Source organism: Cryobacterium sp. MDB2-A-1 (assembly GCF_004402675.1).
GTDB classification, from domain to species: Bacteria; Actinomycetota; Actinomycetes; order Actinomycetales; family Microbacteriaceae; genus Cryobacterium; species Cryobacterium glucosi.
In genome coordinates, this window is sequence record NZ_SOFK01000022.1 from 38,728 (window position 1) to 61,536 (window position 22,809).

A 22,809-nucleotide genomic window follows, 5' to 3' on the forward strand; every position below is an offset into this window, starting at 1 on the left:
CCGTCTCGTCCTGGCGACGGTCAGTCAGAGACGGATGTCGGGCGCGGCTTCCCCGGATCGACGACTCCGGGTGCGGCATTGCCCGGATGTGCGCGGAGCAGCGCCGCGACCGCGATCGCATCACCCTCCGGCTGGTGCGAATTCGTGTGCGGCTTCGCGATGAACAGGTAGAGCAGGCCCGCGCCCATCACGACCGCCAGCCCGATCAGCACGATCCAGTCGTCGAGGAAGACCCCCGTCTTGCCGGGCAGCGCCAGCAACACCATCGCGAAGACACCGTAGGCGAGGGCGACCACGTTGACGACGAAGCCGGCCCTGCCGAGGTTGAACGGACCGGCCGGACGCCAGCCCTTGATCCTCTGGCGGAGCGCCGCGAGCACGACGGACTGGAACGCCACGTAGATGCCGATCACCGCGAATGCCGTGATCTGGGTGAGGCTGCCGCCCGCGTAGATCAGCAGGCAGAGCGCGAGCGGGATCGAGCAGGCGACGATGAGCGCGTTCACCGGGACGGCGGTGCGCGGACTCACCTTGGACAGCCAGGCGTGGCCGGGGATCATCCCGTCGCGGGCGAAGGAGAACATCAACCGGCTGGCCGCGGCCTGCAGGCTCAGCACGCAGGACAGGAACGCCGTGATCGCGACGACCAGGAAGAGCTTGGCGCCGACGGTTCCGAGCGAGGCCTCGAGGATCGCCGGGATCGGGTCGATGTCGTTGCCGTCGACCACCGCCTGCAGGTCGGGTGCCGCCATCACGTAGCCGCCGAAGGAGAACAGCGCGGAGACCCCGCCGACGAGGATGGTCAGGATCATGGCCCTCGGGATGCCCCTGGCCGGGTTCGCGACCTCCTCGGCCACGTCCCCGCAGGCTTCGAAGCCGTAGAACAGGAACAGTCCGGCGAGTGCCGCACCGAGGAACGCGACGGCGTAGTTGCCGTCGCCCTCGACGCCCATCGTGCTGAAGAAGACGCTGAACTCCTGCTTGCGCTGGAAGATCAGCAGGTAGAGCCCGAGCCCGATCACGCCGATGAGCTCAGCGCCGAGGCCGATCCTGGCGACCCGGCCGAGCATCTTCGTGCCAGAGAAGTTGAACGCGAAGGCGACCAGCAGGAACAGTACCGAGAGGCCAAGCGTGACCTCCTTCGTGACCGGCGCGTCGATCAGGCTGCCGAGGAAGCCGCTGCCGAACTCGGCGACGGCAGTGATCGTGACGAGCATCGCCCAGACGTAGACCCAGGCGGCCATCCAGGCGTATCGCTTGCCCCACAGCCGGCGGGTCCACGGGTAGATCCCGCCGGCGATCGGGTACTGCGAGACGACCTCGCCGAAGACGAGGGCGACGAGCAGCTGGCCGGCGCCCACGATCAGGATCCAGAAGATCGAGGGCGGCCCGCCCGTGCTGAGGGCGAGCGCGAAGAGGGAGTACACGCCGACGAGCGGCGAGAGGTAGGTGAAGCCGAGGGCGAAGTTGGCCCACAGCGACATCGAACGGTGGAAGGAATCCTCGTACCCGAGCACCCTGAGGTGCTCCTGGTCACCGATTCCCCTCGCGGCGGGCGTCTTTCCGGGCTGATCTGCGCTCATCATGACCTTTCGGCTGCGGTGCATCCTGACGTCGTCGGCAGGCTGTGTGTGCCCACCATAGTGACACCATTGCGAGAAAGCTATAGAACCGGATGTTTGCCCCGAAAGGGGTGGATCAGCCGATGTAGCTCATCACGTGCTTGATGCGGGTGTAGTCCTCGAGGCCGTACATCGAGAGGTCCTTGCCGTAGCCGGAGTGCTTGAAGCCGCCGTGCGGCATCTCGGCGACGAGCGGGATGTGCGTGTTGATCCAGACGCAGCCGAAATCGAGGCGCTTGGCCATCCGCATCGCGCGCGCGTGGTCCTTGGTCCAGACCGAGGAGGCCAGGCCGTACTGCACGTCGTTCGCCCAGGCGAGCGCCTCGGCCTCGTCGGTGAACTTCTGGGCCGTGATGACCGGTCCGAAGATCTCGTTCTGCACCGCGTCGTCGCCCTGCCGCAGGTTAGAGACGATCGTCGCCTCATGGAAGTAGCCGAGGTCGCCCTGGCGGTGCCCGCCGAGCGCGATGTTCGCGTGGTCGGGCAGGCCCGCGATGACGCCCTGCACCCGGGCGAGCTGGTCGGCGCTCGAGAGGGCGCCGAAGAGGATGCCGTCCTCGCGCGGGCCGCCGGTCCTCGCGTTCACCCGAGCGTACGCCGCGAGTGCTGCAACGAACTCGTCGTGGATTCCGGCCTGGACGAGGACCCGGGTGGCGGCGGTGCAGTCCTGGCCGCCGTTGTAGAACGCGGCCGTCGCGATGCCCTCGACGGCGGCGTCGATGTCGGCGTCGTCGAACACGATCACCGGGGCCTTGCCGCCGAGTTCGAGGTGCACGCGCTTGACGTCGAGCGCCGCGGTGCCCGCGACCTCCATGCCGGCCCGTACGGAACCGGTGATCGACACCATCTGCGGGATCCGGTCGGCGACGAGGGCGCGGCCCGTGGTGCGGTCGCCCATGACGACGTTGAAGACGCCGGCCGGGAAGAACTCCGCGGCGATCTCGGCGAGGAGGAGCGTCGAGACGGGTGTCGAGTCCGAGGGCTTCAGCACGACGGCGTTTCCGGCAGCGAGGGCGGGGGCGATCTTCCAGATCGCCATCATCATCGGGTAGTTCCACGGGGTGACCTGCCCGATCACGCCGATCGGCTCCCGCCGGATGAACGAGGTGTGGTCCTTGAGGTACTCGCCGGCTGACTTGCCCTCGAGCACGCGGGCGGCGCCGGCGAAGAAGCGCACCTGGTCGATCATGACGTCGACCTCGTCGCCGACGAGGCCGGCACGCGGCTTGCCGGTGTTCTCGCTCTCGACGTCCGCGATCTCCTCCGCACGCTCGGACAGGGCATCGGCGAACTTCAGCAGGGCGAGCTGGCGTTCGCCGGGCGTGGTTTCGCCCCACGTCTCGAACGCGGTCGCCGCTGCGGAGTACGCGGACGCGACATCCGCTTCTGTCGACACGGGGGTGCGCGCGTAGACCTCCTCGGTTGCGGGGTTCACGATGTCGAGCTGCTCGCTCGCTGCGGAGGCGACGTACTGCCCGTTGACGAAGTTACGGAGTTCACGGATGGACATGCGCAGGCCTTTCCCAAGCGTCTGGTCGGCGCTGGCCAGGGCCGCGGCGCCCGGGGCGGAGTTCCCCAGAGGCCGACGATACCCTAAATCATCCCAAATGCAATCTTTTATTCCGGTGGGCGCCGGACGATCACGTCGAAGGGAATCCCGGGGCAGGGCACCCGGTCATAGCCGGTGAGCGGATGCCCCGGGTTCGGCACGATGTCGCCCGCGGCGAGCGTGGCCTCCGTCGAGATCATGACGCGGCCGACCGCGTTGACGAGGGCGGCGGGCGCGCTGAGTCCGAGCAGGACCGGAAGCAGGGCCTGCTCGAGACGGGTGACCGACACGTCGGCCCCGATCACGCCGACCGTGCCGCCGTCGACCTGCACGGGGAGGGTGAGGGTCACGATGAAATCGAAGGTGCACAGGTGGTCGACGTACGGACCCGTGACGTGCGCCCGCCCGGTGGCTTCCGGCACCCGGTACCACTCCAGGCCGCGGAAGTCGCGCAGGTATTCGGTGTGCACCCGCGCCGCGAGGTCGAGCCGGGTGGGGGAGAGCGTCGTGCCGAGCAGGGGGTTCGACGCGAGCGGGCCGAGCCACCAGGCGAAATGCGCGGGGCGGCCTGGCCGGTAGTCCGCCGTCGCGATGAAGCCGGCGCCGACCAGGAGGGCCGGGGCGCCGTGCGGTGCCGTGCCGTGCGGTGCCGCGCCGTGCTGTGCCGCGCCGTGCGGTGCCGTGCCGTGCTGTGCCGCGTCCCGGTGTGCGGCCGGTTCGGCCTCGCCGAGGAGGGCCGGCACGACGAGCGTCTCCACGAGGGCGTCGAGTTCGGTCGTCGTCGTGAGCGGGACCGCTGCGGCGACCCGGTCCCGCCAGTCCTCGAGCACCGTGAACACGTCGGCGACCGCGGCGCTGACGGCGGCGGCGCAGGCCTGGGGAGCGAGGGGGGCCGGCGTCACGACCGGTGTTTCAGGCGTTGACAGCGGATGCCGCATGGAGCGTTCCTCCCCGTTCGATCCTGGTCTTCGCGGCATGCAGCCACTCGGCGAGTTCGCGCACCTGCCCGGCGACGAGGGTGCGGGCGTGCGGGCCGTCGCCACTCCGGATCGCCGCGACGACGTCCGTGTTGCAGGCAGCGACACTGGCTCGCATCGACGGGTCTGCGAGCCCGAGCAGGAGGAGCGGGCCGAACTCGGCCTGCAGCCGGACCTGTTCGCGCACGAGCCGGGCCGACTGGCTGAGTACCGCGAGTTCGAGGTAGAAGCCGCCTGCATTGGCGCGGGCGCCCGCGTCGCGGTCCCAGTCGGCCTGGGCGAGCCACTCGGAGAGTCGATCGGCATCCTGCGGTGCCGCGCGAAGCGCGGCCCGTTCCGCGCAGCCTTCGATGATCGTGGAGAAGTAGACCGCGAGGTCCGAGAGCTCGACGTGGGCGACGCCGCGGAGCCGGGTGTGCAGGAGCGTCTCGTCCGGGGCATCCGCCTGGATCACGAAACTGCCGCCACCGCGGCCGCGACGGGTCTCGACGAGGCCGGTCTCGCGCAGGATCACGAGGCCCTCGCGGACTGTGATCAGGGCGACACCGAAACGGCGGGCGAGCTCCTGCTCGCTCGGCAGGCGTTCGCCCGCCGTGAGGACGCCGAGGATGATGGCATCGGTCAGGCGACGGGCAACCTGCTCGGCGCGGCCGGCCTCGATGAGCTGGGCGAAGATCGCCTCCCGGGCGCCGGGTCGCAGCTGTGCCTCCATAGACTTCAATGTAGCCGACGGTGGCATGCTGGGAACTGTCGGACGGGTGCCGGAACCGAAAACATTCGGTATAGGATCACAACTGCGTCCCGTCGGTGTTGCCGGCCGGACGCGTCGATGGGGACCGAGGTGAGCTGATGCCGCACGAACCGTCGGCCCGCGCACCCCGGCTGAGGGTCGCCGATTTCTCGCGCGTGCTCGCCGGGCCGTATGCCACGATGATGCTCGCCGACTTCGGCGCCGACGTGATCAAGATCGAGAGCCCGGCCGGGGACGACACCCGGCAGTGGTTGCCGCCCACTGATGCCCAGGGCGCGTCCACCTACTTCGGTGCGGTCAACCGCAACAAGCGTTCGGTCGTCTGCGACCTCGGCACCGTCGAGGGACGGGCGGCGGCCTGGCGCCTCGCGACCACGGCGGATGTCGTGGTCGAGAACTTCCGGCCCGGCGTGATGGAGCGGTTCGGCCTCGGCTACGAGGCCGTGCGCGCCGCGAACCCCGGCGTCGTCTACTGCTCGATCACGGGCTTCGGTGCCGGTGCCCGGCTCCCCGGCTACGACCTCCTCGTGCAGGCCGTCGGTGGGCTGATGAGCGTGACCGGCCCGGTCGATGGGGAGCCGAGCAAAGTCGGCGTCGCCCTCGTGGACGTGCTCGCCGGACTCAACGCGCTCAGCGGCATCCTGCTCGCGCTCCGCGAACGCGATTCCCGGGGCGATGCCGGCGCGGCCGAGGCCACCGGCCCGGGCAGGGCCTCCGGAGGGCGCGTCGAAGTCGACCTCCTGACGACCCTGCTCTCGGCGCTCACCAACCAGGCGGCGGGCACCCTCGCAACCGGGCACTCTCCGGCGCGCCTCGGCAACGCCCACCCGAGCATCGCCCCGTACGAGCTCTTCGCGGCATCCGACCGCGACCTCGTGATCGCCGTCGGCACCGATTCCCAGTTCCGCACGCTCGTGCGCCTCCTCGGCGCACCCGGCCTCGCGACCGACCCGCGATTCCTCGGCAACGCCGACCGGGTGCGGCACCGCGCCGACCTCCGGCCCGCCCTCGAAGCCCTCCTCCGTGCCCATCCCGCGGCGCACTGGGTCGACACGCTCACGGATGCCGGGGTGCCAGCCGGACTCGTCAACTCGATCAGCGAGGCCTTCGCCTTCGCCGAGGGTCTCGGAACCGCGTCCGTCGTCGAGCTCGTCTCGGGTTCGGACCCGCGGCGCGTCAGCCGGCAGGTCGCCAATCCGATCCACCTCGGCGACCGTCCGGCCGGCTACCTGCTGCCTCCGCCCCGGCTCGGCGAACACGCAGGGGCCGACTGGCTCGGGCCGGACGCTCACAGCGCCCCCGGCGCGGCCGCTTCGGCGGAGCCGGCACCGGTACCCGTCCCCGCACCCGCATTCAGGCCCACTCCCGCACCACCCACCGCGCTCCGCCGAACCGAACAGGACCTCTCGTGACCGCATCAGGCCGCCCCACCCCACTCGTCGCCAGCCCCCTCGTCGACTCGGTCTTCGATCTCGACGACCTCCTCGCTCCAGAAGAGGTCGTCTGGTCGCGCAAGGCCCGCGCGTTCGCGACCAACCGCATCCTGCCCACGATCGAGCAGGACTTCGAGGACCGGTTCTTCCGCGCCGAACTCGTCCCCGAACTCGGCGCGGCCGGCTTCCTCGGAATGCACCTCGAGGGCTACGGCTGCGCGGGCGCGAGCGCCGTGAGCTACGGCCTCGTCTGCCTCGAACTCGAGGCTGCCGACAGCGGCTGGCGCACCCTGGTCTCTGTGCAGGGCTCGCTCGCCATGTCGGCGATCCACAAGTACGGGACTGAGGACCAGAAGCAGCGCTGGCTGCCCGGCATGGCCGCCGGCTCCCTCATCGGCTGCTTCGCCCTCACCGAACCGACCGGCGGCAGCGACCCCGCCGCGATGCGAACGACCGCCAGGCGCGACGGCGGCGACTGGGTGCTCACGGGCACGAAGCGCTGGATCGGCCTCGCGAGCGTCGCCGACGTCGCAGTGGTGTGGGCGCAGACGGATGCCGGGGTGCGCGGATTCCTCGTTCCCACCGGGACGGCGGGGTTCACCGCGACACCGATCGCCGGCAAGCTCTCGATGCGCGCGTCCATCCAGTGCGACGTCACCCTCGACGGGGTGCGCCTGCCCGCCGATGCCGTCCTCCCCGGCGCCACGGGGCTCTCCGGCCCGTTCAGTTGCCTGAACGAGGCGAGATTCGGCATCGTCTGGGGCTCGATGGGGGCCGCCAGGAGCTGCCTCGACGCTGCGATCGCCCGGTCGCGCAGTCGTGAGGTGTTCGGCCGCCCGATCGGGGCCATGCAGCTCACCCAGGCCAAACTGGCCGACATGCTCGTCGAGTACGAGAAGGGCGTCCTCCTCGCCCTGCACCTCGGCCGGCTGAAGGAACGCGGCACCCTCTCCCCGGCCCAGATCAGCGTCGGCAAGCTCAACAGCGTGCGCGAGGCCATCCGGATCGCCGGCCTCGCCCGGTCGATCCTCGGCGGCGACGGGGTGACGAACGAATTCCCGGTGATGCGTCACCTCGCCAACCTCGAGTCCGTCCGCACCTACGAGGGCACGGACGAGATCCACCAGCTCGTGATCGGTCGCGCTCTCACGGGGATGCCGGCGTTCTGACCCGGCCAGGGCACCGGCGGGTCGTTTCCGGCCGTACCCCCACTTCGCGGCGGGCGGGCCCGCCCGGCCCTTCGCGCCGTCGTCGCCGGAACGCCGTGTGTCATAGTTGAAACACGCGTACGTGGCGACAAGGACATCGGGTGGAAATAGTGTCGGTAACAGGCGGACAGGCCGCATTCGCTTACCTGCGCGGACGCATCCTCTCCGGTGAGATCCCGGGTAACGCCACCCTGCGCGAGCAGGCGCTCGCCGAGGAACTCGGCGTCAGCCGCACCCCGATCCGCGAAGCTCTGCGGAGGCTCGACGAGACCGGCCTCGTCGAGTTCGTGCCGAACAAGGGCGCGACGGTCATCGCCTGGACGACCGAGCAGATGCGCGAGACCTACTACTTGCGGGCCATGCTCGAGAGCCGCGCGGCAGGCCTCGCCGCGGTGCGGATCTCCGACGGCGACCTCGACCGTCTCGCCGAACTGATCACCCTGATGGACGACGTCGTGCTCGCGAAGGACGACGCCGGGATCTCCCGGCTCGGCGAACTCAACGCCGAGTTCCACCGCATCATCGTCACCGCCGCCGCGAACGCCCAGCTCACCCGCCTGACCGTCTCCGTCGGCCGGGTGCCACTGATGGCAAAGGCCTTCCGGCGCGACAGCGGATCTTTCCGCGCGGTGAGCAATCACCATCACCGCGACATCCTGGCCGCCCTCCGCTCGCACGACGCGCTCTGGGCCTCGACGTCCATGCGGTCGCACATCCTGGCCGCACGCAATTCGGTGCAGAGCTGGGACCAGGGCGACGCTTCCGCCGTCACGCCTGGCGCCGCTCAGCCCGCTGACGCCAATCCGCTTGACGCGGAGGCGATCGACGCGGCCGACCTGGCCGACCTGGCCGACTTCACGCCGTAGCGCGCATTCCGGATCTCGGCCACAGACCCCTGCAGGGCGATCCGGCCGTCCTCGACCACCGCGACCCGGTCACAGGTCTCCGCGACGATCTCGAAATCGGTCGATGCGACGAGGAGCGCGAACTCCTTCGCGTGCCAGAGGTCGCGCAGCAGGGTAGCGTGCGCGGCCCGGGCGTCCGGCTCCAGGCCCGCACCGGGGGAGACCGCGATGACGAGGGCCGGGTCGCCGGAGAGGACGGCGGCCAGGACCACCCGGTGGAGGACGACGGGGTCGAGGTCCTGCGGATACTGCCGGGCCCTGGCGGCCGGATCGACGACACCGACCAGGTCGAGCAGGTCGACGATGTGCCGCTTCGCGACGTCCGGGGTGACGCCGATGCGTTTTCGGAGGGCGCCGGCGAGCTGGTTCCTCACCGACCGGGTGCGGTCGAAACTGCTGAGCGGGTCGGCGGGCAGGTAACCGATCACGGTGCCGAGCAGGCGTGCCGCCGGGCTGCGACCGGGTCCGACCAGTTCCACGCCCTCCACGAGGATCGAGCCCGCCGCGATCGCGGCGCCCTCCGGGAGTTCTCCCGCGATCGCGAGCGCCACCGAGATCGCGCCGGCGGCCACGGTTCCGACAAGGCCCAGGGACTCGCCGTGGGAGACCGACAGGGTGATCGCATCCACCGGGGCAAGTGTCGTTGTCGCCGACGAGACGCCGAGCCCGCGCACGTCGAGCACGGAACTCGCCCGGAAGGCGTGCGAAGGCACGGGATCCTCGTCCGGGTGATCGGCGGCGGCCGGGGCAGTGGCCGGTTTCCCGGCTCCGGTCGCCGCGACGGCGAGCTCGGGATCGGGGAAAGGGGTCACGGCCGGGCCAATCATTACGTCTCCCAGTGCTGTATGCAATCTTGACCACATCTTCCGCTAAATTCGCGAGAATGTCGAATCAGCTCCCCGAAATTTCGTCACTTTGCATACACGAATAACGGCCGGTGTGGCGAAACAATCCCGCAACATGAGGCGACTACGCTCCGACCATGGTTGACCTGTTCACCGGCTACGGTGCCACTACGAAGAGTCGGAAACGGACGGGGTCAGCGAGCGCCTGGGACGAGATGTTCCCGGATCCGTCCTCGCTCACTCCGACGGAAACGCGTGCAGCGTACAAGGACGTCTACGGCGCCCTGGCCAGAATGACCCAGGAGGAGCTGCGGGGCCGCACGGCGGCGCTCGCGAGTTCCTACCTCGCCCAGGGCGTCACGTTCGACTTCGCCGGGGAAGAGCGTCCGTTCCCGCTCGACGCCGTTCCTCGGGTGATCGAGCAACCGGAGTGGGTCACCGTCGAGGCCGGCATCAAGCAGCGCGTGCTCGCCCTCGAGGCGTTCCTCGCCGATATCTACGGGCCCCAGGCCGCCGTGCACGACGGCGTCATCCCGGCGAGCCTGATCAGTTCGTCGAACCATTTCCACCGGCAGGCCGCCGGCATCGTCTCGGCCAACAACGTGCGCATCCAGGTCTCCGGCATCGACCTGATCCGCGATGAAAAGGGCGCGTGGCGGGTACTCGAGGACAACGTCCGGGTGCCCAGCGGCGTGAGCTATGTCATCTCCAACCGTCGGGTGATGGCGCAGACGCTCCCCGAACTCTTCGTCTCGATGCGGGTGCGCCCGGTCGGCGACTACCCGAACAAGCTTCTCCAGGCGCTCAGGGCATCCGCCCCCGCCGGGGTCGACGACCCCAATGTCGTCGTGCTCACCCCGGGCGTCTTCAACTCCGCATACTTCGAGCACACCCTGCTCGCCCGGCTGATGGGCGTCGAGCTCGTCGAGGGCCGCGACCTGTTCTGCTCGGGCGGGCGCGTCTGGATGCGCACGACCGCGGGCCCCACCCGGGTCGACGTGATCTACCGCCGGGTCGACGATGAGTTCCTCGACCCGCTCCAGTTCCGCGCGGACTCCCAGCTCGGGTCGCCCGGCATGCTGATGGCGGCCAGGCTCGGGAACGTCACGATCGCCAACGCGGTCGGGAACGGTGTTGCAGACGACAAGCTCGTCTACACCTACCTGCCCGATCTCATCCGCTACTACCTCGGCGAAGACGCGATCATCCCGAACGTCGACACCTGGCGGCTCGAGGATCCGCTCGCGCTCGAAGAGGTGCTCGACCGGCTCGACGAGCTCGTGGTCAAGCCCGTCGACGGGTCGGGGGGCAAGGGCCTCGTGGTGGGGCCCGCCGCGTCGAAGGCGGAGCTCGCGACACTGCGGAAGCAGCTGCTGCGGGACCCGCGCGGCTGGATCGCGCAACCCGTCGTGCAGCTCTCGACCATCCCGACCCTCGTCGAGGACGGCATGAGGCCGCGCCACGCCGACCTGCGCCCCTTCGCCGTGAACGACGGAACGGATGTCTGGGTGCTGCCGGGCGGGCTGACCCGCGTCGCGCTCCCCGAGGGTGAGCTCGTTGTCAACTCGAGCCAGGGCGGCGGGTCGAAGGACACCTGGGTGATCGGGCTCGAACCCGATTTCTACCACGAGTCCTCCGCGCGCAACATCCAGGGCCTCGTGGCCGACCAGGCCGCGAACACCCAGGCGACGGCGGCGGGCACGCACCCCGTCGACCACTCGCCGCAGGACAAACCGCTGGGCAACAGCGACCAGCAGGAGCAACAACAGCAGCAGCAGGGGAGGCAACCGGTGTCCGCAGGGGCGCCGGCGGCATCGAAGTCATCGGCGCAGGAGGACCGGGAATGTTGAGTCGCATTGCAGAAAGCCTGTTCTGGATCGGACGGTACATCGAGCGCAGCGACGGCACCGCCCGCATCCTCGACGTGCACCTCCAGCTTCTGCTCGAGGATCCCTGGATCGAGGAGAACCTCGCCTGCCGGTCGCTCCTCCAGCTGATGGGCAGCCCCGTCCCCGATGAGGGAGAGCTGACCCGCAAGGACGTTCTCGCCACCCTCGCCATGGACCGCACGCATCCGGCTTCGATCGCGTACTCGATCACCTCCGCACGCGAGAACGCCCGTCGTGCGCGGGAGATCGTGCCGACCGAACTCTGGGAGTGCCTCAACACGACGAGCGCGCGGATGCCCCGCAAGGTCGCGAGTGAGAAGACCCACGACTACTTCGCGTGGGTGCGGGAACGCGCCGCGCTCGCCGTCGGGATCGTCGAGGCCGGTGCGAGCCGGGACGACGCCTGGCATTTCTTCACCCTCGGGCGCAGCCTCGAGCAGGCCGACATGACGGCACGCCTCCTCGCGACCCGGTCGCTGACCGAGGCGAGCGGGCCGTCCTGGACGACGATCCTGCGTTCCTGCGGCGCGTACGAGTCCTACCTGCGCACCTACCGCGGAGTGCCTTCTGCCCGGAACGCCGCTGAATACCTGCTGATGGACCGGTTGTTCCCCCGGTCCATCGTCTTCTCCGTTTCGCGCGCCGAACAGTGCCTCCGCGACCTCGAGCCGCGCACAGACCGGGCCGGGGTCACCGGCCAGGCCCAGCGGGTGCTCGGCCAGATCCGCAGCCAACTGGAGTACCGACCGATCATGGACATCCTGAACGACCTGCCGCTGCAGATGATGCGCGTCCAGGACGCGACGAGCACCGCTTCCGAAGCCATCGGCAACCGGTACTTCCCCAAGGGGAACGTTCCGACCTGGACAGGGGAAGCCTCGTGAACCGCCTCCGGATCCGGCACACGACCGGGTACCGCTACAAAGGCGAAGTCGCCGCGTCATACAACGAGGCGCGGATGCTGCCGGTCAGTTCGGTCGACCAGTTCGTGCTGTTCTCGAACCTCGAGATCAGCCCGGCGGCGGGCAACCACTACTACGCCGACTACTGGGGCACCCGGGTCTCCTCGTTCGAGGTGCTGACGCCGCATTCCGAGCTGATCCTCACCGCCAACAGCCTCGTCGAAGTCCGGCCGCGCGAGCACGAGACCCACGAACACAGCTGGGTCGACCTCGCCGCGGACGCCCTGCGCACCTCGACGCTCTTCGAACACTCCCGGCAGACCCGCCTGACGAAACCGCCGATGGACGTTGAGGCGCTCGCCGCCGAGATCGCCGCGCGCCACACGAGCTCCTGCTCGGCCGCCTACGAGATCTGTGCCGCGATCGGCGACCAGATGCAGTACGTCCAGGGTGTCACGGGCGTGCACTCGACCGCCGAGGAGGCCTGGAACGACCGGCGCGGGGTCTGCCAGGACATCACACACATCGCCCTCGGAGCCCTGCGCTCGGTCGGGATCCCGGCCCGGTACGTCTCCGGCTACCTGCACCCGAAGCCGAACGCCGAGGTCGGCGAGACCGTCACGGGCGAATCCCACGCCTGGGTCGAGTGGTTCTGCGGCGAGTGGCGCGGATTCGACCCGACGAACCTCATCGAGATCGGTGACCGGCACGTCTCCGTCGGCCGCGGCCGTGACTACAACGACGTGCCGCCGCTCCGCGGCGTCTACGCAGGCTCAGCGGGCTCCCAGCTCTTCGTCACGGTCGAGATCACCCGCGAGGCCTGATCGGCCGGGCGGGAACGGCGGGCGCGGGCTGCGGCGACCAGCATGACGGCGAGACCGGCCACGGTGACGACCGCGCCGGCCCAGATCGGCGAGGTGTAGCCGAGGCCCGCGCTGATCGTGAGACCGCCGAGCAGGGCGCCGAGCGCGTTGCCGAGGTTGAAAGCGGCGATGTTCGCGCCGGAGGCGAGCGTGGGCGCCTCGCTCGCGTAGCTCATCACCCGCATCTGCAGGCCGGGGACGGTTGCGAAACCGAACCCGCCGAGGAGGACGAGCGAGGCGATCGTCGCGCCCTGGCTGCCCGCGGTCAGCGCGAAGGCGACGAGGACGACGGCGAGCGCCGCCAGGACGACGATGAGGGTCCGGTCGACGGAACGGTCGGCCGCCTTGCCGCCGAGGACGTTGCCGACGAACAGGCCGACCCCGAAGAGGACGAGTAGCCAGGGCACGCTCGCGGCGGCGAAGCCGCTGACCTCGGTGAGGGTGAAGGCGATGTAGGTGAACGCGCCGAACATGCCCCCGTAGCCGAGCACGGTCACGGCGATCGAGAGCCAGACCTGGCTCGAGCGGAAGGCCCTGAGCTCGCCGCGGAGACCGCCGGCGCCGGCCGTGGCGTGCGCGGTCGCGGGCACGAGCGTCGCGATGCCGACCAGGGCGAGCACGCCGATCGCGGTGATCGCCCAGAACGTCGCCCGCCAGCCGAGGTTCTGGCCGAGGAGGGTTCCGAACGGCACGCCGAGCACGTTCGCGACGGTGAGGCCCGTGAACATGATCGCGATGGCACCCGCCTTCTTCGTCGGGGCGACCATGTCGGCGGCGAGCACCGAGCCGATGCCGAAGAACGCACCGTGGCAGAGGGCGGCGACGATGCGGCCGAGCATCATGACCGGGTAGGTCGGTGCGAGCGCCGAGATCAGGTTGCCGAGGATGAAAAGCCCCATCAGCGCAATGAGCACGTGCTTGCGTGGCAGCCGGGTGACGGCAGCGGTGAGGCCGAGTGCTCCGATGACCACGCTCAGGGCGTAGCCGGAGATGAGCCAGCCGGCCGCCGCCTCGCTCACGCCGAAATCGGAGGCGAGGTCCGGCAGGAGGCCCATGATGACGAACTCGGTGAGTCCGATGCCGAACCCTCCGAGGGCGAGGGCGAAAAGACCAATGGGCATGCGGGAGACTCCTTGGGGGGCGGAAAACTGTACTTACGCGGTCATACTGCGTACGCTGTTAGTTGCAGGCGCGTCATTAATACTTGCACACGCTAGATAAACGCGCAAGCAACTAGTTTGTCGACGAGGTCGACGGAAATCGGAGTGGACCATGGGCATCGAAGACGACGCCGTCGAGATCCGCGCCCAGGGCTGGCGCACGCTCGCCGCGCTGCACGGCCTCATCGAGGCGGCCCTCGAGCGCGCGCTCCAGGGCGGTGCCGAGCTCTCCGTGATCGAGTTCACGGTGCTCGATGCGCTCAGTCGCCAGCACGGCTGGCACATGCGGATGCAGCAGCTCGCCGGCGCGACCGCGCTCAGCAGCAGTGCAACGACCCGGCTCGTCAACCGGCTCGAGGATCGCGGCCTGCTCACCCGCATCCTCTGCGCCGACGACCGCCGCGGAATCTACACCGAGCTCACCGCGACCGGCCAGGCCCTGCTCGCGGATGTCCGCCCCCTCTACGACGACACACTCGCGACAGCCCTCGCCGAGGCCGAGGCAAAACCCGAACTGGCCCCGCTCGTCGAGGCCCTGCACCGCGTCCCCGACACCGTCCCCGTGGCATAGCTCCTGCAGATTCCGGAAGACCGGATGCCCGGCCCCGGAATTCCAAGGAACGTCCGGGCCGGGGTGGAGATCTGCAGGACGATCGGCACCCGCTTCGGTGTGCAGCGGCATCCGCTCAGGGGGTGGGACTCAGAGGCTGGGGGAGTGGGATTCCAGGAACTGGTAGACCTCGGTCTGGTCGACGCCGGGGAAGGTGCCGGTCGGGAGGGCGGCGAGCAGGCTCGTCGGGGTACGCGCGGCCGGCCAGGCCTGGCCCGCCCAGCGCTCGGCGAGTTCGTCGGGGGCGCTGCGGCAGCAGCTCTCGTCCGGGCAACGGGAGACGGCCCGGTTGTTCGTCTCGCGGCCGAGGAACCACTTCGTCTCCGAGAACGGCACGCCGACGCTCACCGAGTACTCACCCTCCTTCGCCTTCGCGATGCGGGAGGTGCACCAGAAGGTGCCGGACGGGGTGTCGGTGTACTGGTACCAGGGGCTGAACCGGTCGGCGACGTCGAAGACCGTGCGGGCGGTCCAGCTGCGGCAGACCGTCGTCCCTTCGACGGCGCCGAGGGCGTCGCTCGGGAACCGCACTGAGTCGTTCTCGTATGCCTTGATGATCGTGCCGGACTCGTGCACCTTCATGAAGTGCACCGGGATGCCGAGCCGGGCCGTCGCGAGATTCGTGAACCGGTGCGCGGCCGTCTCGTAGGACACCGCGAAGGCGTCGCGGAGGTCCTCCATCGAGATGTTGCGCTGCGCCTTGGCCTCGGTCAGAAGTTTCACGGCGTCGTCCTCCGGCAGCAGGATCGCCGCCGTCAGGTAGTTGGTCTCGACCCGCTGCCGGAGAAATTCCGCATAACTTGTCGGCTCCTCGTGCCCGCAGAGTGCGCTCGCGAAGGCCTGGAGGATCGGCGAGCGAGTGTCCCGGGATGCGCTCTGCTCGATCGGCAGGTAGATACGGCCGTTGCGCTTGTCGGTGACCGATCGCGTCGAGTGCGGCAGGTCCGCGACGTAGTGCAGGGAATAGCCGAGGTGCGCGGCCATGTCGGCGACGACCCGCTGCGGCACCGGCCCGCCCCGGTGGCCGACCGCGCCCAGAAGCCCGGCCGCCTGGGCCTCGAGCTCGGGGAAATAGTTGTCCCGCGCGCGCATGATGCCGCGCAGTTCGGCGTTGGCCCGCCGCGCCTCCTCCGGCGTCGCCGCCCGCTCCCGGTGCAGGCGCTCGATCTCGTGGTGCAGGGTGAGGATCGTCTGCAGCGCCTCATCGCTCGTTGACCGGCCAATCCGGATGTGCGGCAGCCCGAGGGCGGTGAAGACCGGCCCCCGCTGGGCCCGTTCCACGGCGATCTCGAGGGCGGCACGCTCCGAGGGCGCCTCCGTCTTGAGCAGCTCGTCGACGGTCGTACCGAGCGCGGTCGCGATCGTGCGCAGCATCGACAGGCGCGGCTCGCGTTTGCCGTTCTCGATCATCGACACCTGCGACGGCGCCCGCCCGACGGCGGCGGCGAGGGTGTCGAGGGTCATCCTGCGGGAACCCCGCAGTTCACGGATGCGCCGGCCGAGAGTCAGGGCGTCGATCCCGTGCTCGTCGGGTTCCGGCTGGGACAGGGCGGTGCGCAGGGAGGGATCGGCGGTGATCATCGCACCATGTTCACACGGTGCAGAACTTCACGCAAGCAGAAGAACTTCATTTCTTCTGTCATTCCAGGAGGGGTTCGGGTCGCTCAACCACCGCAGAGTAGGTGTCACAGGCAAGCAATGACGCAAACCCAAGGAGACAGCATGACCGAGAACGCAGCCCGCCCCGGCGACCAGACCCAGACCGCCGGCGAACTCGCCCTCGAGTGGGCGGCCGACGCACGCTGGAACGGTATCCGCCGCGACTACACCGCGGAGGATGTCATCAGCCTTCGCGGCTCTGTCCGCGAGGACCGCACTCTCGCCCGCCGCGGCGCCGAGAACCTCTGGAAACTCATCCACCAGAACGGCACGGCGGAGAACCCCGAGTGGGTGCGCGCCCTCGGCGCCCTCACCGGCAACCAGGCCGTGCAGCAGGTGCGCGCCGGCCTCAAGGCGATCTACCTCTCCGGATGGCAGGTCGCCGCCGACGCCAACCTCTCCGGCCAGACCTACCCCGACCAGTCGCTCTACCCCGCGAACTCCGTCCCCTCGGTCGTGCGCCGCATCAACAACGCGCTGCTCCGCGCCGACCAGATCGAGTCGAGCGAAGCAGCCGCGAACGGCGGAACCGGCACCGGCATCGACTGGCTCGCGCCGATCGTCGCCGACGCCGAGGCCGGCTTCGGCGGCCCGCTCAACGCCTACGAGCTCATGCAGTCGATGATCGAGGCCGGAGCGGCCGGCGTGCACTGGGAAGACCAGCTCGCGAGCGAGAAGAAGTGCGGCCACATGGGCGGCAAGGTCCTCGTCCCGACCGGCCAGCACATCCGCACCCTGAACGCCGCCCGTCTCGCAGCGGATGTCGCCGGCGTGCCGACGATCATCATCGCGCGCACCGACTCCCTCGCCGCCACGCTCATCACGAGCGACATCGACGAGCGCGACCAGGAGTTCCTCACCGGCGGGCGCACCGCGGAGGGCTTCTACGACACCCAGAACGGCATCGACGTCGTCATCGCCCGCGGTCTCGCATACGCGCCGTACGCCGACCTGCTCTGGGTCGAGAGCTCGGAGCCCGACCTCGAGCTCGCGCAGCGCTTCGCCGCCGAGATCCACGCGCAGTTCCCCGGCAAGAAGCTCGCATACAACTGCTCGCCCTCGTTCAACTGGAAGTCGCACCTCGACGACGCCCAGATCGAGGCGTTCCAGCGCGAGCTCGCGAAGGCAGGCTACGCCTTCCAGTTCATCACCCTCGCCGGCTTCCACGCCCTCAACCACTCGATGTTCACCCTGGCCAAGGACTACTCCGAACGCCAGATGAGCGCATACGTCGAACTCCAGGAGGCCGAATTCGCCTCCGAGGCAGACGGCTACACCGCCACCCGCCACCAGCGGGAGGTCGGCACCGGCTACTTCGACAAGATCGCCACCGCGCTCAACCCCAACAGCGCGACGCTCGCCCTCGTCGGTTCCACAGAGGCCGAGCAGTTCTAACCCGATTTACGCCCTGACCCGTCTCACCCCGAGCGGATGCGGCCACCCGGCCGGCCGCATCCGCTCACCGCCCCGAACACCTCGACCTCACCCTCCAGAAGGAGAAACCCCATGAATTCCCCCCTGGCGACGACCGACACGGTCGCCCCGACCACGAACACCGGCAGCTTCGCCATGATCCAGCCGCACCTCGAGGTCACCGGAGACCTCGGTGCCCGCTACGACGAGATCCTCACGCCCGCTGCGCTCGACTTCGTCTCGGAGCTGCACGACCGCTTCGCGGGCACCCGCCACGACCTGCTCGCGACCAGGCTGCGGAAGCGCGTTGACGCCGCCAACGGGCGCGACCCCGGCTTCCTCACCGAAACCGCGCACATCCGTCGCGACCCGAGCTGGCGCGTCGCCGGCGCGGGCCCCGGCCTCGAAGACCGCCGCGTCGAGATCACCGGCCCGACAGACCGGAAGATGGCCATCAACGCTCTCAACTCCGGTGCCAAGGTCTGGCTCGCCGACCAGGAGGACGCAACGAGCCCCACCTGGGCCAACGTCATCGAGGGCCAGATCACCCTGTTCGACACCGTCCGCGGGCAGCTCGACTTCACGAGCGCAGAGGGCAAGGAGTACACCGTCACGGGAGACGCGACCGGCGCGACCCCGACGATCGTGATGCGCCCGCGCGGCTGGCACCTCGTCGAGAAGAACATCAGCTTCGTCGACCGGGCGAACCGCACGATGAGCGCCTCCGGCAGCCTCGTCGACTTCGGCCTGTACTTCTTCCACAACGCCCAGCGCCTGATCGAGGGCGGCAGCGGACCGTACTTCTACCTGCCGAAGCTGGAGAGCCACCTCGAGGCCCGGCTCTGGGACGACATCTTCAGCCACTCCGAGGACGCGCTCGGCCTGCCGTACGGCACGATCCGCGCGACCGTGCTGATCGAGACGATCCAGGCCGCCTTCGAGATGGAGGAGATCCTCTACGAACTCCGCGACCACTGTGCGGGCCTCAACGCCGGCCGCTGGGACTACATCTTCAGCATCATCAAGACCTTCCGCGCCCGCGGGCGCCGGTTCGTCTTCCCCGACCGCAAGCAGATCACGATGACCGTGCCGTTCATGCGCGCGTACACCGAGCTGCTCGTCTCGACCTGCCACGGCCGCGGCGCGTATGCCATCGGCGGCATGAGCGCCTTCATCCCGAACCGGCGCGATCCGCTTGTCACGGAACGGGCGCTCGAGCAGGTCGCTGCGGACAAGAAGCGCGAAGCCGGCGACGGTTTCGACGGCACCTGGGTCGCCCACCCCGACCTGATCCCGACCGCCCAGGCCGAGTTCGATGCGGTGCTCGGCGACCGGCCGAACCAGCTCGACCGTACCCGCGACGACGTCAGCGTGACCGCCGCGGAACTGCTCGACGTCGCATCCGTCGGCGGGCAGATCACCACCGCCGGCGTGCGCGACAACATCACGATCGGGCTGCGCTACATCGAGTCCTGGCTGCGCGGCGTGGGGGCCGCGGCGATCGACAACCTGATGGAGGACGCCGCGACCGCGGAGATCTCCCGCTCGCAGGTGTGGCAGTGGATCCACGACAACTCGGTCACCGCCGAGGGCGTGCGCATCGACGGACCGTGGGTGGACGGCCTCGTCGCCGAGGTGTTCGCCGGCCTGCCCCGCACTCCCGGTGACCGCTTCGACGACGCGTTGTCGGTCTTCCGCACCTCGGCGCTCGAGCCCGAGTTCCCGACCTTCCTCACCGTCGGCGCCTACGCCCGCTACCTGTAGCGGTCCGTCCCACCTCCGCGAAAGCGGGTGAATCGTCGTTCTGACCGCTGGTTAGCGACGTTTCACCCGCTTTCGCGGGCCGACGGGGTCGGTAGGGTGGGGACGTGATATCGATACGAACGGCGGGGGCGGCGGATGCCGGGGTGCTCGCCGAACTCGCGGCAGCGACCTTCGCGCTCGCGTGCCCTCCGCACACGACCCACGAGGCGATCGCGGCCTTCGTGCGCGACGTTCTCTCGGAGTCGAACTTCGACGCCTACCTCGCCGACCGCGGGCGGATGCTGTTCCTCGCCGAAGACCCGGAGACCGGTCTTCCCCTCGGCTACACCATGCTGATCTTCGGCGAGCCCGGTGACCCTGAGGTGCTCGCGGCCATCGGCATCCGCCCGACCGTCGAGCTCAGCAAGTGTTACCTGCGCGCCGAAAGCCACGGGCGTGGAGCGGCCGCAGCGCTCATGACGGCGACACTCGACGCCGCGCGGGATCGCGGCGCGCGGGGCGCCTGGCTCGGGGTGAACCAGGAGAATGCCCGGGCCATCCGTTTCTACGGGAAGCACGGCTTCGCGCGGGTCGGCACCAAGCACTTCCTGGTCGGCGACCGGTACGAGGACGACTTCGTCCTCGAACGCGCCCTCTGACCCGGCGGCTCAGGCCGAGGGAACCGGGGCGGGCGCCTTCGCGGCCTTGACGTACTCGTAGGCGGCCAGAGCCGCGCGCCGGGTCTCGCCGAGGTCGACGAGCGGAGCGGGGTAGGCAGCCGTGCCGATTTCGGGCACGTACTCGCGGATGTACTCCCCGTGCGGGTCGAACCGCGCCGCCTGCAGTTCGGGGTTGAACACCCGGAAGTAGGGTGCAGCGTCCGCGCCCGATCCGGCGACCCACTGCCAGCCGAACGGGTTGCTCGCGCCGTCGGCATCGACGAGGGTGTCCCAGAACCAGCGCTCGCCCACGCGCCAGTCCACCAATAGATTCTTGGTGAGGAATGAAGCGGTGACCATGCGTACCCGGTTGTGCATGCTCCCGGTCTGCCACAGTTCGCGCATCCCGGCGTCGACGAGCGGAATGCCGGTGCGGCCCTGTTGCCACGCCTCGAGCACGCGGTCATCGAGCGGGGGCCACGGGAAGCGGTCGAACTCGCGCTTGAGATTCTCGGTCGCAAGCTCGGGTGCGTGGAAGAGCACGTGATAGCTGAACTCCCGCCAGCCGAGTTCGGTGAGGAACCGCTGCGCGCTCGACGCGGTGGCGGCATCCGCCCCGCGGAGCACCCGCTGGGTGGCGTGCCAGACCTGGAACGGGCTCACTTCGCCCCAGCGAAGCCGCGGCGACAGGCGGCTCGTCGCGGTCTGGGCGGGGGCGTCCCGTTCGTCTGCGTAGCGCGCGAGCGACTCACGCAGGAACGTGTCGAGCGCCTCGGCGGCGAAAGCCTCGCCCGGCTGCCAGGCGGCACGGAGCCCGGCGGCCCAGTCCGGGCGGGTGGGCAGGAGGCCCCAGTCCTCGAGCCGGTCAGAGGGCAGTGTTCCCGACCCGTCGTCGATCGATTCCGGCGCCGGGTATGGCTCGCGCGGGGGCGGCCCGGCGACGCACGCCCGCCAGAACGGCGTGAACACCGAGTACGGGTTGCCCTGTCCCGTGCGGATCGTCCACGGCTCGAACAGCAGCGAACCGGCGAAGCTCCGGGCCTCGACGCCGTCGGCGTGCAGCCCGGCCTTGATCGCGGTATCGACCGCGCGCTCCGCAGCCCCGTAACGGCGGTTCCAGAACACGGCCCCGGCTCCCGTGGATGCCGCAAGCGTGCCGATCACATCGGCCGCCGGTCCGCGCCGGAGCAGCAGGCTCCCGCCGAGTGCCTTCAGTGATTCGCCAAGCGCATGGAGGCTGCCGTGCAGCCACCAGCAGGACGCCCCGCCGAGCGGCCGGACACCCGGGGAGTCCTCGTCGAGCACGTAGACCGCGACAATCGGCAGCCCGCGTTCGACGGCCGCGTGCAGTGCCGGGTTGTCGGCGAGGCGGAGGTCGTCGCGGAACCAGACGATCGTCGGCCCGGTGCCCGAGGCTGGGCTCACGCGCCCGTTCCCGAGACTCCGACATCGGAGATGCGGAGCACGATCTTGCCGCGGGTGTGGCCCTCTTCGATCAGGCGGTGAGCGGCCGGGCCTTCCGCGAGTTCGAAGACGTGGTCGATGTGGGGCCGCACCGCGCCGTCGTCGATCATCTTCGTGATCCAGTCCAGGGCATCCGCGTCGGCAGCGACCTTGAATCCGGTTGCCCGCACGCCGGCGGCCTCGGCGTCCGCCTGCAGGGTCGGCCAGCTGCCGCTCGGCGCATTGACGAGCACCCCGTCGGGCCGGAGGATGCGGAGCGACCGCGTGCCGGTGTCGTCGTGCACATTGCCGATCAGGTCGATCACGGAGTCGACGTCGGCGAGCACCTCGTCGAAGCGGATGCTCGTGTAGTCGATGACCTCGTCGGCGCCGAGCTGGCGCAGGAACTCGGCGTTGCGGGGCGAGCCGGTCGTGATCACGTACGCGCCGAAGGCCTTGGCGATCTGGACCGCGAAGTGGCCGACGCCGCCGCTGCCGGCGTGGATCAGCATCCGCTCGCCCGGGGTCACCTCGGCGATGTCGACGACCATTTCCCACGCGGTCAGCGCAGCGACAGGCACGGCGGCGGCTTCGATGTGGCTCAGCGTCGACGGTTTGCGGGCGACGCTCATGCTCGAGACGGCGACGTACTCGGCGTAGCTGCCCGTCGTGCGGGGGAAGCGGGTCATGCCGTAGACCTCGTCACCGGGCTGCAGAGGGAAGGCCTCGTACGGCGAGCTCACCACGATTCCGCTGAAGTCGTAGCCGAGCACGGCGGGGAATGCCGGGATTGCCGCCGCCACGCCAGAGCCGGCCCGGGTCTTCGCGTCGATCGGGTTGACGCCCGCGGCGACGACCCGCACGATGAGCTCGTCGAGTACGGGGATCGGCGTCGGCACGGTGTCCAGGTGTAATTCCTCGGCCGCGCCGGTGCGGTCGATGACGAGGGCACGCATGGTCGGGGGCACGTTCGTTGCATTTCCCATGAGTCCATTGTCTCCCGGCGGGCACCGGGTGGACAGCCTGAGAAACCGTCGGCCACCGGCCGGATTCGGTTAGTAACGTGACTCGATCTGGGGGTGCGAAAACGACGGATGTGCCTCACCTTGGGGGCTTGGAGGTCTGGATTTGCCCTGTCGCGCCGTCGTAGTCTGTCCACATAAAGGGGGACCGAAGTC

General features: G+C 69.6%; 19 protein-coding genes. 10 read left to right on the forward strand and 9 right to left on the reverse strand.

Translation table 11 applies throughout. The features are described from left to right. Positions 1-20: 20 nt before the first annotated feature. From E3O39_RS05160 to E3O39_RS05175, 4 genes are all read right to left on the reverse strand, one after another. Positions 21-1,586: an APC family permease gene (locus E3O39_RS05160; protein WP_241984976.1), complete on the reverse strand. Its 1,566-nt coding sequence runs from the start codon at positions 1,584-1,586 to the stop codon at positions 21-23. 112 nt (positions 1,587-1,698) lie between these two features. Next, positions 1,699-3,132, reverse strand: a complete 1,434-nt coding sequence (locus tag E3O39_RS05165) for an aminobutyraldehyde dehydrogenase (protein ID WP_134446691.1) — start codon at positions 3,130-3,132, stop codon at positions 1,699-1,701. A gap of 107 nt (positions 3,133-3,239) precedes the next feature. Further along, positions 3,240-4,073 (reverse strand): PDC sensor domain-containing protein, encoded by an 834-nt coding sequence (locus E3O39_RS05170; protein ID WP_134446693.1) that lies wholly within the window; start codon positions 4,071-4,073, stop codon positions 3,240-3,242. A 10-nt stretch (positions 4,074-4,083) separates the two neighbouring features. Beyond that, positions 4,084-4,860 (reverse strand): FadR/GntR family transcriptional regulator, encoded by a 777-nt coding sequence (locus E3O39_RS05175; protein ID WP_241984977.1) that lies wholly within the window; start codon positions 4,858-4,860, stop codon positions 4,084-4,086. Between the two features lie 137 nt (positions 4,861-4,997). Between E3O39_RS05175 and E3O39_RS05180 the strand changes: the two genes are divergently transcribed. From E3O39_RS05180 to E3O39_RS05190, 3 genes are all read left to right on the forward strand, one after another. Beyond that, a complete protein-coding gene (locus E3O39_RS05180) occupies positions 4,998-6,311 on the forward strand; it encodes a CaiB/BaiF CoA-transferase family protein (protein ID WP_134446697.1) in 1,314 nt (437 codons plus the stop codon). Beyond that, complete coding sequence (locus tag E3O39_RS05185; protein ID WP_134446699.1) at positions 6,308-7,501, forward strand: acyl-CoA dehydrogenase family protein; 1,194 nt, start codon at positions 6,308-6,310, stop codon at positions 7,499-7,501. The genes E3O39_RS05180 and E3O39_RS05185 overlap by 4 nt, the downstream gene beginning before the upstream one ends. 149 nt (positions 7,502-7,650) lie before the next feature. After that, positions 7,651-8,406, forward strand: coding sequence for a GntR family transcriptional regulator (locus E3O39_RS05190; RefSeq protein ID WP_166787284.1), 756 nt, complete (start codon positions 7,651-7,653; stop codon positions 8,404-8,406). On the opposite strand, the gene E3O39_RS05195 is transcribed toward E3O39_RS05190, so the two are convergent. Continuing rightward, positions 8,325-9,257, reverse strand: a complete 933-nt coding sequence (locus E3O39_RS05195; protein WP_166787285.1) for an ABC transporter ATP-binding protein — start codon at positions 9,255-9,257, stop codon at positions 8,325-8,327. The two genes, E3O39_RS05190 and E3O39_RS05195, sit on opposite strands and share 82 nt — an antisense overlap. Positions 9,258-9,427: 170 nt before the next feature. On the opposite strand from E3O39_RS05195, the gene E3O39_RS05200 reads away from it, so the two are divergent. Genes E3O39_RS05200 through E3O39_RS05210 form a run of 3 tightly spaced genes read left to right on the forward strand, consistent with a single transcriptional unit; the run spans position 9,428 to position 12,905 of the window. Further along, entirely contained in the window at positions 9,428-11,140 is a 1,713-nt protein-coding gene (locus E3O39_RS05200; protein ID WP_134446705.1) for a circularly permuted type 2 ATP-grasp protein, read from the forward strand. Then, entirely contained in the window at positions 11,134-12,063 is a 930-nt protein-coding gene (locus tag E3O39_RS05205; protein WP_134446707.1) for an alpha-E domain-containing protein, read from the forward strand. The genes E3O39_RS05200 and E3O39_RS05205 overlap by 7 nt, the downstream gene beginning before the upstream one ends. Continuing rightward, positions 12,060-12,905, forward strand: a complete 846-nt coding sequence (locus tag E3O39_RS05210) for a transglutaminase family protein (protein WP_134446709.1) — start codon at positions 12,060-12,062, stop codon at positions 12,903-12,905. Before E3O39_RS05205 ends, E3O39_RS05210 begins: the two co-directional genes overlap by 4 nt. Here E3O39_RS05210 and E3O39_RS05215 read toward each other — a convergent pair. Further along, positions 12,845-14,065, reverse strand: coding sequence for an MFS transporter (locus E3O39_RS05215; RefSeq protein ID WP_134446710.1), 1,221 nt, complete (start codon positions 14,063-14,065; stop codon positions 12,845-12,847). The genes E3O39_RS05210 and E3O39_RS05215 overlap by 61 nt on opposite strands. A 151-nt stretch (positions 14,066-14,216) precedes the next feature. On the opposite strand from E3O39_RS05215, the gene E3O39_RS05220 reads away from it, so the two are divergent. Then, on the forward strand, positions 14,217-14,675 hold the full coding sequence (locus tag E3O39_RS05220; protein WP_134446712.1) for a MarR family winged helix-turn-helix transcriptional regulator: 459 nt from the start codon (positions 14,217-14,219) through the stop codon (positions 14,673-14,675). A gap of 129 nt (positions 14,676-14,804) precedes the next feature. On the opposite strand, the gene E3O39_RS05225 is transcribed toward E3O39_RS05220, so the two are convergent. Continuing rightward, positions 14,805-16,295: a helix-turn-helix transcriptional regulator gene (locus tag E3O39_RS05225; RefSeq protein WP_134446713.1), complete on the reverse strand. Its 1,491-nt coding sequence runs from the start codon at positions 16,293-16,295 to the stop codon at positions 14,805-14,807. A gap of 141 nt (positions 16,296-16,436) precedes the next feature. Between E3O39_RS05225 and aceA the strand changes: the two genes are divergently transcribed. The 3 genes from aceA (at position 16,437) to E3O39_RS05240 (ending at position 20,188) form a co-directional block, all read left to right on the forward strand. After that, positions 16,437-17,768, forward strand: a complete 1,332-nt coding sequence (aceA, locus tag E3O39_RS05230; RefSeq protein WP_134446715.1) for an isocitrate lyase — start codon at positions 16,437-16,439, stop codon at positions 17,766-17,768. Between the two features lie 111 nt (positions 17,769-17,879). Next, positions 17,880-19,550: a malate synthase A gene (aceB, locus tag E3O39_RS05235; protein ID WP_370294671.1), complete on the forward strand. Its 1,671-nt coding sequence runs from the start codon at positions 17,880-17,882 to the stop codon at positions 19,548-19,550. A 104-nt stretch (positions 19,551-19,654) separates the two neighbouring features. Beyond that, the gene (locus tag E3O39_RS05240) at positions 19,655-20,188 is read left to right on the forward strand and encodes a GNAT family N-acetyltransferase (protein ID WP_198413386.1); all 534 of its coding nucleotides are present in this window, start codon (positions 19,655-19,657) and stop codon (positions 20,186-20,188) included. A 9-nt stretch (positions 20,189-20,197) separates the two neighbouring features. Here E3O39_RS05240 and E3O39_RS05245 read toward each other — a convergent pair whose 3' ends face one another. Both E3O39_RS05245 and E3O39_RS05250 read right to left on the reverse strand, forming a co-directional pair. Then, positions 20,198-21,613: a deoxyribodipyrimidine photo-lyase gene (locus E3O39_RS05245; protein WP_134446717.1), complete on the reverse strand. Its 1,416-nt coding sequence runs from the start codon at positions 21,611-21,613 to the stop codon at positions 20,198-20,200. Further along, the gene (locus E3O39_RS05250; RefSeq protein WP_241984978.1) at positions 21,610-22,617 is read right to left on the reverse strand and encodes an NADP-dependent oxidoreductase; all 1,008 of its coding nucleotides are present in this window, start codon (positions 22,615-22,617) and stop codon (positions 21,610-21,612) included. Before E3O39_RS05250 ends, E3O39_RS05245 begins: the two co-directional genes overlap by 4 nt. Positions 22,618-22,809: the final 192 nt, after the last annotated feature.